Source organism: Pseudomonas defluvii, from assembly GCF_001695625.1.
GTDB classification, from domain to species: Bacteria; Pseudomonadota; Gammaproteobacteria; order Pseudomonadales; family Pseudomonadaceae; genus Aquipseudomonas; species Aquipseudomonas defluvii.
Genome location: NZ_MBPN01000012.1, coordinates 25,789 through 42,281, shown reverse-complemented (window position 1 = coordinate 42,281; position 16,493 = coordinate 25,789). Strand labels below are relative to the sequence as shown.

Sequence of the window (16,493 nt, the reverse complement as noted above, 5' to 3'; positions counted from 1 at the left end):
TCCGGTCGAAAAATAAGAAATATACCCCTGGCAGTCAGCAATGACCATTCAGGGCACAGCCGGGGCGCTGTTCAGGCGCTGCCCGACGACTTGGGGCGCAACCCGCTGTCATGGATACGGCGGCGGTCGGCCTCGACGACGCTCAGTGGCGTGCATTCCTGCAGCGAGGCCATGCAGCGTTGCGCCAACACTTGATACTCGCGCGTACCGGCCTGCTTCCAGGCCACTTCCTCATCGCTGAGCCGGCGCTTGACCTGCGCAGGTGAACCCAGCACCAACGATTGCTCTGGGCAACTGAAACCAGCCTTGACCAGCGCACCGGCCGAAACGAATGAACGCGCGGCGATATGCGCGTTATCCATCACTACTGCATTCATACCAATCAAGGCATCTGCACCGACCCGGCATCCGTGCAGTACCGCGCCGTGACCGACGTGGCCATTGCGTTCAACTACCGTGTCGCTGTCCGGAAAACCATGCATCACACAGGTGTCCTGAACGTTCGCGCCCTCCTCCAGCACGATCCGACCGAAGTCACCGCGCAAGCTGGCCAGTGGGCCGACATAGCAACGCGGGCCGATGATCACATCACCGATCAACACGGCGGATGGGTGAACGTAAGCCGTTGGATCAACCACTGGCGTCAGTTCATCGAGGCTGTAACACGTCATAGGCACGCTCCTCGCGTCTAAAGCTGGAATTTTGTTCGCTGCAAAATCGTCTTTCTTGTATCACATTGCAACAGCGCCAAACATCCAGAAATCACTAATTCCACAACAAAAATCGGCAGAAATAGTACGCGGCGCGAGCAAGAGACACGTCAATATAGGACACGCTATTTTATTTTAGTATTGTATTTGCGTATCACGTTGTGGCTATACTCTGGAAAAACGGCCCTGGGGCCCGTCCAAAAAACCAGTCCGGCCAAAGGCCGCGTCCGCCTTGCGAGAGTCCTTGCCATGCCGCAAACACTTGCCGTGCAATCCCACCAGGCGGTGTGCCTGATCACCCTGCAGCGCCCCCAGGCGCTGAACGCACTCAGCACCGAACTGCTCGCCGAACTGGCGAACGAACTGGAACGCTGCAGCCACGACGACAACATCCGCGCTGTGGTGCTGACCGGTAGCCGCAAGGCGTTTGCGGCAGGCGCCGACCTCAATGAAATGGCTGAGCGCGACCTCGTCGGCATGCTCAACGACCCCCGCCAGGCCCACTGGCAGCGCATCACCGGCTTCGCCAAGCCCTTGATCGCTGCAGTCAACGGCTATGCCCTGGGCGGCGGCTGTGAGCTGGCCATGCACGCGGACATCTTGATCGCGGGTGAAGATGCCCAGTTCGGTCAACCCGAAATCAATCTGGGGATCATGCCGGGCGCAGGCGGCACCCAACGGTTACTGCGCGCAGTTGGCAAATCGCTTGCCATGCAGATGGTTCTGAGCGGCGAGCCCATCAGTGCGCGCCGTGCACTGGAGGCCGGGTTGGTCAGTGAAATCACACCACCAGAGCTGACGATCGAACGCGCCCTGCAGATCGCTACCACCATCGCCAACAAGGCGCCGCTGGCGGTACGCCTGGCCAAGGAAGCGCTGTTGAAGGCGCAGGACCTCGACCTGGCCAGTGGCCTGCGCTTTGAACGCCACGCCTTTACCTTGCTCGCCGGCACCGCCGACCGAAACGAGGGTATTCGCGCCTTCCAGGAAAAACGCCCAGCCCGCTTCAACGGCCAGTAAGCCCCTGCGTCCGTTTCGCGACATTGACAGACCTGCAACCAAAGGCAGCCACCATGACGTTTGAACACATTCTGTTTTCCATTGAAGACGGCGTTGCACGCCTCAGCCTCAATCGCCCCGAGCAACTGAACAGTTTCAATACCCAGATGCATGAAGAGGTTCGCCAGGCACTCAAGACTGTGCGTCAGAGTGGCGAGGCGCGGGTACTGTTACTCACTGCCGAGGGGCGTGGCTTCTGCGCAGGTCAGGACCTGGGCGACCGCAATGTCGCGCCAGGTGCAGCAGTGCCAGACCTGGGCGAATCCATCGAGCGTTTCTACAACCCGTTGATCCGCACGCTGCGTGAGCTGCCAATGCCGGTTATCTGTGCGGTCAACGGCGTGGCAGCCGGTGCCGGCGCCAACATTCCGCTGGCCTGCGACCTGGTGCTGGCCGCCCGCTCCGCGAGCTTCATCCAGGCATTCTGCAAGATTGGCCTGATTCCCGACTCTGCCGGCACTTGGGCCCTGCCCCGATTGGTCGGCATGGCTCGGGCCAAGGCCCTGGCCCTGTTGGGTGATCGCTTGAGCGCCGAGCAAGCCGTGGAGTGGGGCTTGATCTACCGCTGTGTCGATGATGCCGACTTGCGTGATGAAGCACTGAAATTGGCCCGACACCTGGCGACTCAGCCGACCTATGGCCTGGCCCTGATCAAACGCAGCCTGCACGCCAGCCTGGACAACAGCTTCGAGCAGCAACTGACCCTCGAGCGCGACCTCCAGCGCCTGGCCGGGCGTAGCGAAGACTACCGTGAAGGGGTCAGTGCCTTCATGGCCAAGCGCACCCCAGTGTTCAAGGGGTGCTGAACATGCCCACCTTGAACCCGCACACCCTGATCGCAGTGATCGGCGCAGGCGCCATGGGGGCCGGCATCGCACAAGTGGCCGCCCAGGCCGGGCACCCGGTACGGCTGTACGACAATCGTCCGGGCGCGGCCGCGCAGGCGATCGCCAACATCGACCAACAGCTGGCCAAACGCGTTGCCAGCGGCAAGCTGGCGGCCAGCGCTCAGACCGATTGCATCGCCCGGCTGCAGCCAGCCGACAGCCTTGAGGCTCTGGCCGATGCAGGGCTGGTGATCGAGGCCATTGTCGAGAACCTGGAGGTCAAACAGGCACTGTTCAGCGAACTGGAAGGCCTGTGCCGCAGTGACTGCATCCTGGCCAGCAACACCTCGTCACTGTCCATCACCCGCCTGGCGGCAGGCCTTCAACGCCCGGCCCAGGTTGTCGGCATGCACTTTTTCAACCCGGCACCGTTAATGGCACTGGTTGAAGTGATCAGCGGCCTGGCCACCGATCCAGAGGTTGCAGCCTGCATCCTTGCCACCGCCCGTGCCTGGGGCAAAACACCGGTGCTGGCGCGCTCAACGCCGGGATTTATCGTCAACCGCGTGGCTCGCCCGTTCTATGCCGAAAGCCTGCGCCTGCTGCAGGAAGGTGTGGCCGATTGCGCCAGCCTCGACGCACTGTTGCGCGAAGCCGGTGGTTTTCGCATGGGCGCCTTCGAGCTGACAGACCTGATCGGACACGACGTCAACTATGCCGTCACCTGCTCAGTGTTTGACGCCTACTACCAGGACATGCGCTTTCAGCCTTCATTGATCCAGAAAGAGTTGGTCGACGCTGGCCACTTGGGTCGCAAGCGTGGACTTGGCTTTTATGACTACCGTGAAGGTGCTGTGCGCCCCCAGCCGAGCAACCTGCACAGCACCGCCGTGGTCGAGCAATTGATCGTGGAAGGCGAAAGCGGCCTGCTCGAACCGCTGGTCACGCGACTGGCAGCCTGCGGCATCAGCGTGGTACGCCGAGCAGGCCGCGGCGTGCTGCGGGTCGGCGATGCCACCGTGGCGCTGAGTGATGGTCGATTGGCCAGCCAACGGGCCCGTGAGGAGGGTCTGGACAACCTGGTCCTGCTCGACCTCGCCCTTGATTACCAACAAGCCTCTCGGTTGGCCATCAGCACTGCGGCAGACACCCCTACGCAGGCCCGCGACCAGGTCGTCGCACTGCTCAACCGTGCCGGTATCGCCGTCAGCGCCCTGCGGGACAGCCCGGGCCTGTGCGTACTGCGTACCGTCGCCATGCTGGCCAATGAAGCAGCTGACGCCCTGTTGCAAGGCGTTGCCAGCGCTCAGGACCTGGATCTGGCCATGTGCGCGGGGGTCAACTATCCCTGCGGCCCTCTGGCCTGGGCGGATGCCATCGGTATCGAGCGGGTTGTCCAGGTGCTGGGCAACCTGCAGGCCGCTTACGGCGAAGAACGTTACCGTCCTTCTTTGCAACTGCGTCGGCTACTGGCCGAAGGAGCCCTGTTCCATGAATGACTGTCTTGATCTGGCCAGCCGCTGCGCCCAGGCCCTGTTCCAACGCGACCAGGCCAGCCAGGGCATGGGCATGCGCCTGCTCGCCACCGGCCCTGGCAGTGCGCGGGTCGGCATGAGCGTGCGCGAGGACATGCTCCAGGGCCATGGCACCTGCCACGGCGGTTACCTGTTCGCCCTGGCGGATTCGGCCTTCGCATTTGCCTGCAACAGCTACAACGATGCCACCGTGGCGATTGGATGCAGCATCGACTACATCGCCCCGGCACGACTCGGCGACACCTTGACGGCCGCGTGCACCGAACAAAGCCGCAGCGGCCGTACCGGCAACTACGACGTACGCATTGAAAACCAGCAGGGCGAACTGATCGCCCTGTTTCACGGCAAGTCCTACAAAGTGCGCGGCAGCGTGCTGAACACGGAGACCCCGGCATGAACGACGCATTGATCATTGATGCCCTGCGCACCCCCATTGGCCGCTACGCCGGAGCGCTCAGTGGCGTGCGCGCTGACGACCTCGGTGCGGTTCCGCTGCGTGCACTGATGCAGCGCCACCCACAACTGGACTGGAGCGCCATTGACGATGTGTACTACGGCTGCGCCAACCAGGCGGGCGAAGACAATCGCAACGTCGCGCGCATGTCTGCCCTGTTGGCCGGTTTGCCGCTGAGCGTGCCCGGCACCACCCTGAACCGCCTGTGCGGCTCGGGCCTGGATGCCATCGGCAGTGCGGCCCGGGCCATTCGCAGTGGCGAAGCCGGATTGATGCTGGCCGGAGGCGTCGAGTCGATGTCCCGTGCACCACTGGTCATGGGCAAGGCCGAGCAGGCTTTTTCGCGCCAGGCGGAGCTGTTCGACACCACCATTGGCTGGCGTTTCGTCAACCCGCTGATGCAACAGCAGTACGGCATCGATTCCATGCCGGAAACGGCAGAGAACGTCGCCGAACAGTTCAACATTTCCCGTGCCGATCAGGACGCGTTCGCCTTGCGTAGCCAGCAGCGCACCGCCGCGGCGCAGGCCCGTGGCCGACTGGCCAAGGAAATCGTCGCCGTCCAGATCGCCCAGCGCAAAGGCCCACCCAAGGTTGTCGAACACGACGAGCACCCGCGTGCCGAAACCACGCTGGAACAATTGCAGAAACTCGGCACCCCGTTCCGCGCCAATGGCACGGTCACCGCAGGCAATGCCTCCGGCGTCAACGACGGCGCTTGCGCTCTGCTCCTGGCCAGCCGCGCCGAAGCCCAGCGCTATGGCCTTAAAGCTCGCGCCCGGGTCGTGGCGATGGCCACCGCCGGGGTTGAACCACGGATCATGGGCATTGGCCCGGTACCGGCTACCCGCAAGGTTCTGGAGCGGTCGGGCCTGAGCCTGGCCGACATGGATATCATTGAGCTCAATGAAGCCTTTGCCGCACAAGGGTTGGCAGTGCTGCGCGAACTGGGCATCGCCGACGATGATCCACGGGTCAACCCCAATGGTGGTGCGATCGCGCTGGGGCACCCGCTGGGCATGAGCGGCGCCCGCCTGGTGACCACCGCGTTGATCGAGTTGGAGGAGCGTCAGGCGCGCTATGCCCTGTGCACCATGTGCATCGGTGTCGGCCAGGGCATTGCGCTGATCATCGAGCGCCTTGACGGCTGAACGTACACCCCAGGCCATGGCGCCCAAGGTATTCTTGGCGTCATGCACTCAGGCCGGTAGCCCCGGCCCTTACAAAAACAATTTGAGTGAACCCATGAACATGCAGATCAGCAATGCCGCCGTGCTCGACCCGATGGAAACCGCCAGCATCGACCAACTGCGCCAGCATCAGCTGGAGCGCTTGCGCTGGAGCCTCGGTCACGCCTACCAGAATGTCCCCATGTACCGTCAGCGCTTCGACGAAGTGGGCGTACACCCCGACGACATCCGCAGCCTCGACGACCTGGCAAAACTCCCGTTTACCTACAAGGCCGATCTGCGCGACAACTACCCCTACGGCATGTTCGCTGTGCCCATGCACGATGTCGTCAGGCTGCATGCGTCCAGCGGCACCACCGGCAAGCCGACCGTGGTCGGCTACACCCAGAACGACATTGACACCTGGGCCAACGTGGTCGCCCGCTCGATCCGTGCCGCCGGTGGGCGCAAAGGCGACAAGGTTCACGTGTCTTACGGCTATGGCCTGTTCACAGGCGGCCTTGGCGCCCACTACGGTGCCGAGCGCCTCGGCTGTACAGTGATTCCGATGTCCGGCGGCCAGACCGAGAAGCAGGTGCAACTGATCCGTGACTTCCAGCCCGACATCATCATGGTCACGCCGTCCTACATGCTGAACATTGCCGATGAAATCGAGCGCCAAGGCATCGACCCGCACCAACTGGCCCTGCGCCTGGGTATTTTCGGCGCCGAGCCCTGGACACCTGAGCTACGCAGCGCCCTTGAGTCGCGCCTGGGCATCACGGCCCTGGACATTTATGGCCTTTCGGAAATCATGGGGCCGGGCGTCGCCATGGAGTGTGCGGAAAGCAAGGACGGGCCTACCGTCTGGGAAGACCATTTCTACCCCGAGATCATCGACCCGGTGACCGGGGCGGTACTCCCTGATGGTGAGTTGGGCGAACTGGTGTTCACCTCCTTGAGCAAAGAGGCGCTGCCGATGATTCGCTATCGCACCCGCGACCTCACTCGCCTGTTGCCAGGCACTGCCCGACCGATGCGACGCATCGACAAGATCACCGGACGTAGCGACGACATGCTGATCATCCGGGGTGTCAACGTGTTCCCGACCCAGATCGAGGAACAGGTCCTGAAAATAAAACAGCTTTCCGAGTGCTACGAGATGCATCTGTATCGCAATGGCAATCTCGACAGCCTCGATGTACACGTTGAGCTCAGGCCCGACCAACAGCACCTTGGCGAGGATCAGCAGAAAACCCTGTGCGGCGATCTGAGCCGACACATCAAAACCCACATCGGCATCAGTGCACGTATCGTGCTGCAGCCCGTGTTTTCGATTAAACGCTCCGAGGGCAAGGCCTGCCGGGTGTTCGACAAGCGCACGTAACCCGCCCCATAAGGGCTATTCCAGCAGCACGAAAAGAGCCTCGCTTCGGCGGGGCTTTTTTTCGCCCGCTGTTCGGGTAAAAGCGATACAAAAATTTTATACGACACGTATTTTTGTGTTTGATATTTGATTATGTATCACTTATAACTACTGCCAGGCCCAAGCCCACCCCTCAAGGCTGGAGACACAGCATGTACGCACAACTGGTTGAGACCGGCGTAAAACGCCTCAAGACGCTGGAGGAGATGTCCGAGCAGGAGCGCGCGTTCCAGGAAAAGATCGATGCGGAAATCAAGATCGAACCGAAGAACTGGATGCCCGATGCCTACCGGCAAACCCTGATTCGACAGATTTCCCAGCACGCCCACTCGGAAATCGTCGGCATGCTGCCCGAAGGCAACTGGGTCACCCGCGCCCCTAGCCTGAAACGCAAACTGCAACTGATGGCCAAGATCCAGGACGAAGCGGGCCACGGCCTGTACCTGTACAGCGCCATGGAAACCCTGGGTGCCGACCGTGACGAAGAAGTCGCCAAGCTGCACAGCGGCAAAGCCAAGTACTCCAGCATCTTCAACTACCCGACCCTGAACTGGGCGGACATGGGTGCCGTAGGCTGGCTGGTCGACGGTGCCGCGATCGTCAACCAGGTCGTGCTGCAGCGCACCAGTTACGGCCCCTATTCGCGGGCAATGATCCGTATCTGCAAGGAAGAGAGCTTTCACCAGCGCCAGGGCTACGAAATCCTCCTGACCATGATGCGTCACGGTACCCAGGCACAGAAGGACATGGTTCAGGACGCCATCAATCGCCTATGGTGGCCTGCCCTGATGATGTTCGGCCCAAGCGACGAACACTCACCCAACAGCGCGCAATCGATGGCCTGGAAGATCAAGCGCCAGAGCAACGATGAACTGCGCCAGCGCTTCATCGACCAGACCGTACCGCAACTGGAACTGTTGGGCTGCACCGCACCCGACCCGGAGCTGAAATGGAACGCTGAACGCGGCCACTACGACTTCGGTGCGATTCAGTGGGAAGAGTTCTACGAGGTGCTCAAGGGCAACGGCCCCTGCAACCAGGAACGCCTCGCTACCCGTCGCAAGGCCATCGAAGACGGTGCCTGGGTACGTGCCGCCGCCGTTGCTCACGCCCGTAAAAAACACAACAAGAACGCCGCCTGATCTGGAGTAGCCGAGATGTCCGAGTGGACCCTTTTCGAAGTTTTCGTGCGTAGCAAGCACGGTTTGAACCACAAGCATGTCGGCAGCGTACATGCCGCCGACGCCGCCATGGCCATCGAAAATGCCCGTGAGCTGTACACCCGCCGCAACGAAGGGGTGAGCCTCTGGGTAGTGCCCTCGGCACTGATCACCGCCTCGTCGCCAGACGAAAAAGACCCGTTGTTCGACCCCGCCGAAGACAAGGTCTACCGCCATGCCAGCTTCTATGAGCTGCCGGCTGAAGTGGGGCATATGTAAGATGAACCAGGACCTGATCCAATACCTGCTACGCTTGGGCGACAGCGCCCTGATCCAGGGCCAGCGCCTGTGTGAATGGTGCGGTCGGGCGCCCGCACTGGAAGAAGAGCTGGCCTTGATGAACGTTGGCCTGGACCTGGTTGGCCAGGCCCGCAACTGGCTGGAGTACGCCGCCGAGCTGGCCAATGACGGTCGCGATGCCGATCACCTGGCCTTCCGCCGCGACGAGCGTGCCTACCGCAACCTGTTGCTGGTCGAGCAACCCAATGGCGATTATGCCATCACCGTGCTCAAGCAGTTCTTCTATGACGCCTGGCACCTGGCGGTACTGGAAGGCCTGACCCACTCCAGCGACAGCCGCCTGCAAGGCATCGCCGCCAAGGCCGTGAAAGAAGTGACCTATCACCTGCGCCGCTCCAGCGAGTGGGTCGAGCGCCTGGGCGACGGCACAGAGGAAAGCCACCAGCGCATGCTCACAGCCATCCCGCAGCTGTGGCGCTTCACCGTCGAGCTGAGCGACAGCGATGCCGTCGAGCAGCGCCTGCACGCGGCGGGCCTTATCGGCGACCCGCAGCAGATCGCCACTGCCTGGCAACAGCAGGTCGAGCGAACGTTCGACAGCGCCACCCTGCCCGTGCCGGCACCGGCCTGCCACTTCTACCTAAGCGGTCGTCAGGGCCTGCACAGCGAGCACCTGGGCTTGCTGCTGGCTGAAATGCAGTTCTTGCCACGAGCCTACCCCGATGCAACCTGGTGAGCTGATTGCCAGCGACCTCGGCGCCCGCGCTGCGGCGCCCGGCGACCTCGACCAAGCCTGGCAGGTGCTGGGCCGGGTCATGGATCCGGAAGTGCCCGTGATCAGCGTGGTAGAGCTGGGGATTGTTCGTGCACTGGCCTGGAATGCCGGGCATTTGCATGTCGTGGTCACCCCGACCTATTCCGGTTGCCCCGCCACTGAAGTCATCGAAGCCGATATTCGTCAGGCCCTGGAAGACGCAGGGTTCAGCGCGCCGCAGCTCGAACGACAGTTGCACCCGGCCTGGACCACCGACTGGATCACCAGCACCGGCCGCGAGCGCTTGCTGGCCTACGGCATCGCGCCCCCGCTGGGCAGTGCCAACAAACGCAGCCTGCTCGGCGATGACGGCACCGTGAACTGCCCGCAATGTGGCAGCGCACACACCGAACTGCTCAGCCAGTTTGGCTCGACCGCCTGCAAAGCCCTGTACCGCTGCTGCGATTGCCGCGAACCCTTCGATTACTTCAAGTGCATCTAAGCGCGTGATGGAGAGCCACCATGAGCCAATTTCACAGCCTGACCGTCAAGCAAGTGCGCACAGAAACCCGCGATGCGGTGTCGATTCTGTTCGACGTGCCGGCGACGCTCAGCCAGCAGTTTCGTTTTACCCAGGGCCAATACCTGGTCATGCGCACCCAGCTGGACGGTGAGGAAGTACGCCGTTCCTATTCAATCTGCACCGGGGTCAACGACGGCGAGTTGCGTGTGGCCGTCAAGCGGGTACCGGGTGGTCGCTTCTCGGCCTTCGCCAACGACGTGCTGAGCGCAGGCGATGTGCTCGAGGTGATGCCGCCAGCTGGCAGCTTCAACATCGCCCTCGCCCCTGAACGACAGGGCCGCTATCTGGCGGTTGCCGCTGGCAGCGGCATTACCCCGATCCTGTCGATCATCAAGACCACCCTGGAAACCGAACCCAACAGCCACTTCACCCTGCTCTATGGCAATCGCGCCAGCAGCAGTGCGCTGTTCCGCGAACAGCTTGAGGACCTGAAAAACCGCTACCTGCAGCGCTTGAACCTGATTTTTGTCTTCAGCCGCGAACAGCAGGACATCGACCTTTATAACGGCCGTATTGATGCGGACAAGTGTGGGCAACTGTTCAGCCGTTGGCTTGATGTGCCGCGCCTTGATGCTGCGTTCATCTGCGGACCACAGGCCATGACCGAGATCGTCCGCGACCGCCTCAAGGACAGCGGCATGGCGGCCGAACGCATCCATTTCGAGCTGTTCGCTGCAGCCGGCAACGAGCAGCGTCGCGAAGCTCGCGAGGCAGCACGCCAGGCAGATTCGGCGGTCAGCCAGATCACCGTGATAAGCGACGGCCGCGCCCTGGCCTTCGACCTGCCGCGCAACAGCCAGAGCATCCTCGACGCCGGCAATGCCATCGGCGCCGAACTGCCCTACTCGTGCAAGGCAGGCGTGTGCTCGACCTGCAAGTGCAAGGTCGTCGAAGGTGAAGTGGAGATGGACAGCAACCACGCCCTTGAAGACTACGAAGTGGCCGCCGGCTACGTGCTCTCGTGCCAGAGCTACCCGGTCAGCGACAAGGTCGTCCTGGATTTCGACCAGCTTTGATCCACTCGCAGGGGCTGGCAATGCCTGCCCCTGCTGCAAGACGGCAATACCCCAAAACAACTACAAAAAAGATCAAGAGAGCGCCATGACACCCAACGATATCGAAAGCATCTGCAAGCACCCGGACTTTCAACAGCTGGTCAGGCGTAAACAGCGCCTGAACTGGTCACTGACCCTGGCCATGCTTGTCATCTACTACGGCTTCGTCCTGCTGGTTGCCTTCTCACCCAGCACCTTGGGTCGATCCCTGAGTGGCGGGGTCACCTCGGTCGGCATGCTGGTCGGGGTCGTGATCGTGCTGCTGTCTTTTGCCTTGACCGGCATCTACGTCTACCGCGCCAACAACGTACTCGACCCGCTCAACGACAAAGTCCGGCAGGAGTGCGCCCAATGAAACCCGTATTTACCTTACTGCTGCCGGGCCTGATGATCAGCGACCTGGCGCTCGCCGCCGATGCTGCCCGCCCGTTGAACTGGAACGCCATCGGCATGTTCCTGATGTTCGTCCTATTCACCCTGGGTATTACCCGTTGGGCTGCACGGCGCACCCGCTCAGCCAGCGACTTCTATACCGCCGGTGGCGGCCTGACCGGTTTCCAGAACGGCCTGGCGATTGCTGGCGACATGATCAGCGCGGCGTCGTTCCTCGGCATTTCCGCCATGATGTTCCTCAATGGCTATGACGGCCTGCTCTATGCACTGGGTGTCCTGGCCGGGTGGCCGATCATCCTGTTCCTGATTGCCGAGCGCTTGCGCAACCTGGGCAAGTACACCTTCGCCGACGTGGTCTCCTATCGTCTGGCACAGACACCCGTGCGCCTGACCTCGGCGTTTGGCACCCTGACCGTGGCCCTGATGTACCTGGTGGCGCAAATGGTCGGTGCCGGCAAGCTGATCGAGTTGTTGTTTGGCATCAGCTACCTGTATGCGGTCATTCTGGTGGGCGTACTGATGGTGTTCTATGTCACCTTCGGCGGCATGCTGGCCACGACCTGGGTGCAGATCATCAAGGCCGTGCTGTTGCTGTCGGGCACCACCTTCATGGCGCTCATGGTACTGCGTCACTTTGGCTACAGCACTGAAGCGATGTTTGCCGGCGCGGCAGCGGTACACACCAAGGGGCAAGCGATCATGGCGCCCGGCGGGCTGTTGTCCAACCCGATCGACGCGATTTCGCTGGGCCTGGGCATGATGTTCGGGACCGCCGGCCTGCCGCACATCCTGATGCGTTTCTTCACCGTCAGCGACGCCAAGGAAGCGCGCAAGAGCGTGTTCTACGCGACCGGTTTCATCGGCTACTTCTACCTGCTGCTGATTGTCGTCGGCTTTGGCGCCATCGTCATGGTGGGCACCGAGCCAGCCTACCGCGATGCCAGCGGCGCGATCATCGGCGGCGGCAACATGATCGCCGTGCACCTGGCCCAGGCGGTTGGCGGCAACCTGTTCCTCGGCTTCATTTCGGCAGTGGCCTTTGCCACCATTCTGGCGGTGGTCGCCGGCCTAGCGCTGTCCGGTGCCTCGGCGGTCTCCCATGACCTTTATGCTTGTGTCGTACGCAAGGGCAAAGCCACCGAGCAAGAAGAAATGCGCGTATCGCGTATTGCCACCCTGGCCATCGGCGTTCTGGCGATCATCCTCGGCCTGCTCTTCGAGTCGCAGAACATCGCCTTCCTCTCCGGCCTGGTATTGGCCATTGCGGCCTCGGTGAACTTCCCGGTGCTGTTCCTCTCGATGTTCTGGAAAGGCCTGACCACCCGCGGCGCAGTCGCCGGCAGCATGGCTGGCCTGGTCTCGGCCATCGCCCTGCTGGTGCTCAGCCCGGCGGTCTGGGTCAACGTCCTGCACTTCGACAAGGCACTGTTCCCCTACAACAATCCGGCCCTGTTCTCCATGAGCCTGGCGTTCCTTGGCGCCTGGGTGTTCTCAGTAACCGACAGCTCACCACAAGCAGCGCAAGAACGCGGTCGCTACCTGGCCCAGTTCATTCGTTCGATGACCGGAATCGGCGCCGCCGGTGCCAGTAAACACTGACCATTACGTAACGCTGTCACAGGACTGTTGGGTATAAAAATAATGAACCACAAACGTACTGCTTCCGCTCCACAGCTTGCCGCCATGCTGGCTGGCCTCACCCTGCCGATGGCCGCCGCACCGGCCTTGGCTGACTTTATCGAGGACAGCCACGCCAAGATCGAACTGCGTAACCACTACCTGAATCGTGATTTTCGTCAAAGCAACGCGCCACAGGCCAAGGCCGACGAGTGGGCACAGGGGTTTACCACGAAAATCGAATCGGGTTTCACCGAAGGCACGGTGGGCTTCGGTGTCGACGCAATGGGCCAACTGGGTATCAAACTGGACTCAAGCCGCGATCGTCGCGGTACGGGCCTGCTGCCTTACGGCCGTAACAGCCTGGAGCCGGACGATGATTACAGCGAGCTGGGTTTGACGGCCAAGCTGCGCGCGTCAAAGAGTGTCCTGCGCCTGGGCACCCTGCAGCCGCTGCTGCCGGTGGTGGTCTACAACGACACCCGCCTGCTCGCTTCGACCTTTCAGGGTGGTTTGCTGACCAGCCAGGAACTCGACGGGCTGACCTTCAACGGCGGGCGGCTGACCAAAACCAATCTGCGCGACTCCTCCAGCCGTGACGACATCGGGTATGGCGCAGCCACAAGTGACGCCTTCGACTTTGCCGGCGGCAGTTGGGCAATCAACCCGCAACTGGCACTGAGCTACTACTACGGCAAGCTGGAGGATATCTACCGCCAGCAGTTCGTCGGCCTGGTGCATACCTGGCCATTGGCCGAAGGCTTGAGCCTGCGCAGCGATATCCGCTACTTCGACAGCGGTGAAGACGGCGCCGAACGCGCCGGGCGCATCGATAACCGCAACTTCAACGGCATGTTCACCCTGGGTGTCGGTGCCCACAAGTTCAGCACCAACTTCCAGCAGCAGTCCGGCGACAGTGCGTTCCCGTTCCTCAACGGTGGCGACCCCTATGTGGTCAACCTGGTGACCTACAACACCTTCACCCGCGCTGGCCTGGACTCCTGGCAAGTGCGCTATGACTACGACTTCGCCGCCCTCGGCGTACCGGGCCTGAGCTTCATGACCCGCTACACCGACGGTCGTCACGCCAAGACGGCCAGCGTGGACAACGGTCGTGAGTGGGAACGCGATACCGATATCGCCTATGTGGTGCAGAGCGGGCCACTGAAAAACGTCAGCCTGCGCTGGCGCAACGTCACCTTCCGCTCCGGCAATGGCCTGACCAACGCCGTGGACGAGAACCGCCTCATTGTCGGCTACACCCTGGCGCTCTGGTAAGCGCCCTCCCGCTGCGCCAGCGCTGGCGCAGCGGCCTTATTCACGTAGGAGAACACCTGATGTCTCACGCCCCAACCTTGCAAAGCTTCATCGGCGGCCGCTGGATCGGCCAGCACGGCGCTCAACCCCTGCGCAGCGCTTTGGACGGCCATGTCCTGGCCTACAGCCACGAAGAGCGCCCAGACTTCGCCGAAGCCATTGAACACGCACGGGCCCGTGGGCTGGCCGAGCTCATGGCCATGGACTTCCAGCAGCGTGCCGCCCGGCTGAAGGCCCTGGCGCTGTACCTGAGCGAACGCAAGGAGCAGCTGTATGCCCTGTCGCACCACAGCGGCGCCACCCGTGCCGACAGCTGGATCGACATCGAAGGCGGCAACGCCACCCTGTTCGCCTACTCGGGTATCGGTACCCGTGAACTGCCTTCGGGCAATATCGTCCATGAAGGCCCGGCCATGCCGCTGGGCAAGCAAGGCCACTTCGCCGGTAGCCATATCCTGGTGCCGCGCGCGGGCCTGGCCGTGCACATCAACGCCTTCAACTTCCCGATCTGGGGCATGCTGGAAAAGTTTGCGCCGACTTTCCTTGCGGGCATGCCGTGTATCGTCAAGCCGGCCACCTCCACCAGCTACCTGACCGAGGCAGTCGTGCGCCTGATGGATCAGTCCGGCCTGTTGCCGGTCGGCAGCCTGCAATTGGTGATCGGCGGCACCGGCGACTTGCTCGACCGCTTGCAGGGCCAGGACGTGGTCACGTTCACCGGTTCTGCCGACACTGCCGCCAAACTGCGCGTCACGCCGAACCTGATCCGCAATTCGGTACCTTTCACGGCCGAGGCCGATTCGCTGAACTGCGCGATTCTGGGCCCGGACGTAACCCCGGACGACCCGGAGTTTGACCTCTACATCAAGGAAGTGGTCCGCGAGATGACCACCAAGGCCGGGCAGAAATGTACCGCCATCCGCCGCGCCATCGTCCCGGCCAAGCACATCGACGCGGTCGCTAGCCGCCTGCGCGAGCGCCTGAGCAAGGTGGTGGTCGGCGACCCATCGGTGGAAGGCGTACGCATGGGCGCCCTCGCCTCCCATAGCCAACAGGCCGATGTCGCTGAACGTGTACAGAGCCTGCTGCAAAGCTGCGACCTGCTGTTCGGCGAGCGCGATGGTTTCGCCCCGGTTGGCGAAGGTGTCGCGGAAGGTGCGTTCTTCGCCCCGACCCTGCTCCAGGCGCGCAATCCACATGCCGAGGGCGGTGCTCACGATATCGAAGCCTTCGGCCCGGTCAGTACACTGATGGCCTACGACGATCTGGACGAAGCCCTGGCGCTGGCAGCGCGCGGCAAAGGCAGCCTGGTCGCAACGCTGGTCACCCATGATCGCCAGGTCGCCGCCAAGGCGATACCCGCCGCTGCCGCCTGGCACGGGCGCCTTCTGGTGCTGGACCGCGAAGCGGCAGTAGAGTCCACAGGGCACGGCTCGCCACTGCCACAGCTCAAGCACGGCGGCCCCGGTCGAGCCGGCGGAGGTGAGGAACTGGGCGGCCTGCGCGCGGTCAAGCACTACCTGCAGCGCGCCGCGGTGCAAGGCTCACCGAGCATGCTGATGGCCGTTACCGGTGAATACGTACGTGGCGCCGAGGTGATCGAAACCGAGGTACACCCGTTCCGCCGTCACTTTGAAGACCTGCAGATTGGTGAGTCACTGCTGACCCATCGACGTACCGTGACCGAAGCCGATCTGGTCAACTTCGGCTGCCTGTCGGGCGACCATTTCTACATGCACTTCGATGACATCGCCGCCAAGGAATCGCAGTTCGGCAAACGCATCGCCCATGGTTACTTTGTGCTGTCGGCGGCAGCTGGGCTGTTCGTCAGCGCCGCACCCGGCCCGGTGCTGGCCAACTATGGCCTGGACACCCTGCGGTTTATCAATCCGGTGGGCATCGGCGACACCATCCAGGCGCGCCTGACCTGCAAGCGCAAGATCGACCAGGGCAAAAAGAGCCCACAGGGTATCCCGCAAGGGGTCGTGGCCTGGGATGTGGAAGTTACCAACCAGCTCGGCGAGCTGGTGGCCAGCTACGACATCTTGACGCTGGTGGTAAAACGCCAAGGCTGATTCGCGCGGCAAGCGTGCGCCGCTAGACCGCAGGAACGCCAGCACCCATGCAATCAGTG

The 16,493-nt window shown here is 62.4% G+C and carries 16 protein-coding genes; 15 read left to right on the top strand and 1 reads right to left on the bottom strand.

Going from position 1 to position 16,493, the window contains the following annotated elements; all coding sequences use genetic code 11:
- Positions 1-71: 71 nt before the first annotated feature.
- Positions 72-671: a phenylacetic acid degradation protein PaaY gene (gene paaY, locus EKA13_RS05550; protein ID WP_065758401.1), complete on the bottom strand. Its 600-nt coding sequence runs from the start codon at positions 669-671 to the stop codon at positions 72-74.
- Positions 672-959: 288 nt separating this feature from the next.
- Between paaY and paaF the strand changes: the two genes are divergently transcribed.
- The 15 genes from paaF to paaZ all read left to right on the top strand — a co-directional run bounded on the left by paaF (position 960) and on the right by paaZ (position 16,434).
- Positions 960-1,730: a 2,3-dehydroadipyl-CoA hydratase PaaF gene (paaF, locus tag EKA13_RS05545; protein WP_065758400.1), complete on the top strand. Its 771-nt coding sequence runs from the start codon at positions 960-962 to the stop codon at positions 1,728-1,730.
- Between the two features lie 53 nt (positions 1,731-1,783).
- Positions 1,784-2,575, top strand: a complete 792-nt coding sequence (paaG, locus tag EKA13_RS05540) for a 2-(1,2-epoxy-1,2-dihydrophenyl)acetyl-CoA isomerase PaaG (RefSeq protein WP_065758399.1) — start codon at positions 1,784-1,786, stop codon at positions 2,573-2,575.
- Between the two features lie 2 nt (positions 2,576-2,577).
- Positions 2,578-4,095: a 3-hydroxyacyl-CoA dehydrogenase PaaH gene (gene paaH / locus EKA13_RS05535; RefSeq protein ID WP_065758398.1), complete on the top strand. Its 1,518-nt coding sequence runs from the start codon at positions 2,578-2,580 to the stop codon at positions 4,093-4,095.
- Positions 4,088-4,528 (top strand): hydroxyphenylacetyl-CoA thioesterase PaaI, encoded by a 441-nt coding sequence (paaI, locus tag EKA13_RS05530; protein ID WP_065758397.1) that lies wholly within the window; start codon positions 4,088-4,090, stop codon positions 4,526-4,528. Before paaH ends, paaI begins: the two co-directional genes overlap by 8 nt.
- The gene (gene pcaF / locus EKA13_RS05525; RefSeq protein WP_065758396.1) at positions 4,525-5,736 is read left to right on the top strand and encodes a 3-oxoadipyl-CoA thiolase; all 1,212 of its coding nucleotides are present in this window, start codon (positions 4,525-4,527) and stop codon (positions 5,734-5,736) included. The genes paaI and pcaF overlap by 4 nt, the downstream gene beginning before the upstream one ends.
- A gap of 94 nt (positions 5,737-5,830) precedes the next feature.
- Positions 5,831-7,141, top strand: a complete 1,311-nt coding sequence (gene paaK / locus EKA13_RS05520; protein WP_065758395.1) for a phenylacetate--CoA ligase PaaK — start codon at positions 5,831-5,833, stop codon at positions 7,139-7,141.
- 191 nt (positions 7,142-7,332) lie between these two features.
- Positions 7,333-8,322, top strand: a complete 990-nt coding sequence (gene paaA / locus EKA13_RS05515) for a 1,2-phenylacetyl-CoA epoxidase subunit PaaA (protein WP_065758394.1) — start codon at positions 7,333-7,335, stop codon at positions 8,320-8,322.
- Between the two features lie 15 nt (positions 8,323-8,337).
- Positions 8,338-8,619 carry a 1,2-phenylacetyl-CoA epoxidase subunit PaaB gene (gene paaB, locus EKA13_RS05510; RefSeq protein WP_065758393.1) on the top strand — a complete coding sequence of 94 codons (282 nt, stop codon included), beginning with the start codon at positions 8,338-8,340 and terminating at the stop codon, positions 8,617-8,619.
- 1 nt (position 8,620) lies between these two features.
- Positions 8,621-9,376 carry a 1,2-phenylacetyl-CoA epoxidase subunit PaaC gene (paaC, locus tag EKA13_RS05505; RefSeq protein ID WP_065758392.1) on the top strand — a complete coding sequence of 252 codons (756 nt, stop codon included), beginning with the start codon at positions 8,621-8,623 and terminating at the stop codon, positions 9,374-9,376.
- A complete protein-coding gene (gene paaD, locus EKA13_RS05500) occupies positions 9,363-9,896 on the top strand; it encodes a 1,2-phenylacetyl-CoA epoxidase subunit PaaD (RefSeq protein ID WP_065758391.1) in 534 nt (177 codons plus the stop codon). The genes paaC and paaD overlap by 14 nt, the downstream gene beginning before the upstream one ends.
- 20 nt (positions 9,897-9,916) lie before the next feature.
- A complete protein-coding gene (gene paaE, locus EKA13_RS05495; protein WP_065758390.1) occupies positions 9,917-10,993 on the top strand; it encodes a 1,2-phenylacetyl-CoA epoxidase subunit PaaE in 1,077 nt (358 codons plus the stop codon).
- An 85-nt stretch (positions 10,994-11,078) separates the two neighbouring features.
- On the top strand, positions 11,079-11,387 hold the full coding sequence (locus tag EKA13_RS05490; RefSeq protein WP_065758389.1) for a DUF485 domain-containing protein: 309 nt from the start codon (positions 11,079-11,081) through the stop codon (positions 11,385-11,387).
- Positions 11,384-13,024 carry a cation acetate symporter gene (locus EKA13_RS05485; RefSeq protein WP_218060839.1) on the top strand — a complete coding sequence of 547 codons (1,641 nt, stop codon included), beginning with the start codon at positions 11,384-11,386 and terminating at the stop codon, positions 13,022-13,024. The genes EKA13_RS05490 and EKA13_RS05485 overlap by 4 nt, the downstream gene beginning before the upstream one ends.
- A 42-nt stretch (positions 13,025-13,066) precedes the next feature.
- Positions 13,067-14,320 (top strand): OprD family porin, encoded by a 1,254-nt coding sequence (locus EKA13_RS05480; RefSeq protein WP_065758388.1) that lies wholly within the window; start codon positions 13,067-13,069, stop codon positions 14,318-14,320.
- A gap of 59 nt (positions 14,321-14,379) precedes the next feature.
- On the top strand, positions 14,380-16,434 hold the full coding sequence (paaZ, locus tag EKA13_RS05475) for a phenylacetic acid degradation bifunctional protein PaaZ (RefSeq protein WP_065758387.1): 2,055 nt from the start codon (positions 14,380-14,382) through the stop codon (positions 16,432-16,434).
- Positions 16,435-16,493: the final 59 nt, after the last annotated feature.

Excerpts from the sequence above, each read along its gene's own strand:
- paaY (WP_065758401.1), bottom strand. The coding sequence starts at position 671 with ATGACGTGTTACAGCCTCGATGAACTGACGCCAGTGGTTGATCCAACG.
- paaF (WP_065758400.1), top strand. The coding sequence starts at position 960 with ATGCCGCAAACACTTGCCGTGCAATCCCACCAGGCGGTGTGCCTGATC.
- paaG (WP_065758399.1), top strand. The coding sequence starts at position 1,784 with ATGACGTTTGAACACATTCTGTTTTCCATTGAAGACGGCGTTGCACGC.
- paaH (WP_065758398.1), top strand. The coding sequence starts at position 2,578 with ATGCCCACCTTGAACCCGCACACCCTGATCGCAGTGATCGGCGCAGGC.
- paaI (WP_065758397.1), top strand. The coding sequence starts at position 4,088 with ATGAATGACTGTCTTGATCTGGCCAGCCGCTGCGCCCAGGCCCTGTTC.
- pcaF (WP_065758396.1), top strand. The coding sequence starts at position 4,525 with ATGAACGACGCATTGATCATTGATGCCCTGCGCACCCCCATTGGCCGC.
- paaK (WP_065758395.1), top strand. The coding sequence starts at position 5,831 with ATGAACATGCAGATCAGCAATGCCGCCGTGCTCGACCCGATGGAAACC.
- paaA (WP_065758394.1), top strand. The coding sequence starts at position 7,333 with ATGTACGCACAACTGGTTGAGACCGGCGTAAAACGCCTCAAGACGCTG.
- paaB (WP_065758393.1), top strand. The coding sequence starts at position 8,338 with ATGTCCGAGTGGACCCTTTTCGAAGTTTTCGTGCGTAGCAAGCACGGT.
- paaC (WP_065758392.1), top strand. The coding sequence starts at position 8,621 with ATGAACCAGGACCTGATCCAATACCTGCTACGCTTGGGCGACAGCGCC.
- paaD (WP_065758391.1), top strand. The coding sequence starts at position 9,363 with ATGCAACCTGGTGAGCTGATTGCCAGCGACCTCGGCGCCCGCGCTGCG.
- paaE (WP_065758390.1), top strand. The coding sequence starts at position 9,917 with ATGAGCCAATTTCACAGCCTGACCGTCAAGCAAGTGCGCACAGAAACC.
- EKA13_RS05490 (WP_065758389.1), top strand. The coding sequence starts at position 11,079 with ATGACACCCAACGATATCGAAAGCATCTGCAAGCACCCGGACTTTCAA.
- EKA13_RS05485 (WP_218060839.1), top strand. The coding sequence starts at position 11,384 with ATGAAACCCGTATTTACCTTACTGCTGCCGGGCCTGATGATCAGCGAC.
- EKA13_RS05480 (WP_065758388.1), top strand. The coding sequence starts at position 13,067 with ATGAACCACAAACGTACTGCTTCCGCTCCACAGCTTGCCGCCATGCTG.
- paaZ (WP_065758387.1), top strand. The coding sequence starts at position 14,380 with ATGTCTCACGCCCCAACCTTGCAAAGCTTCATCGGCGGCCGCTGGATC.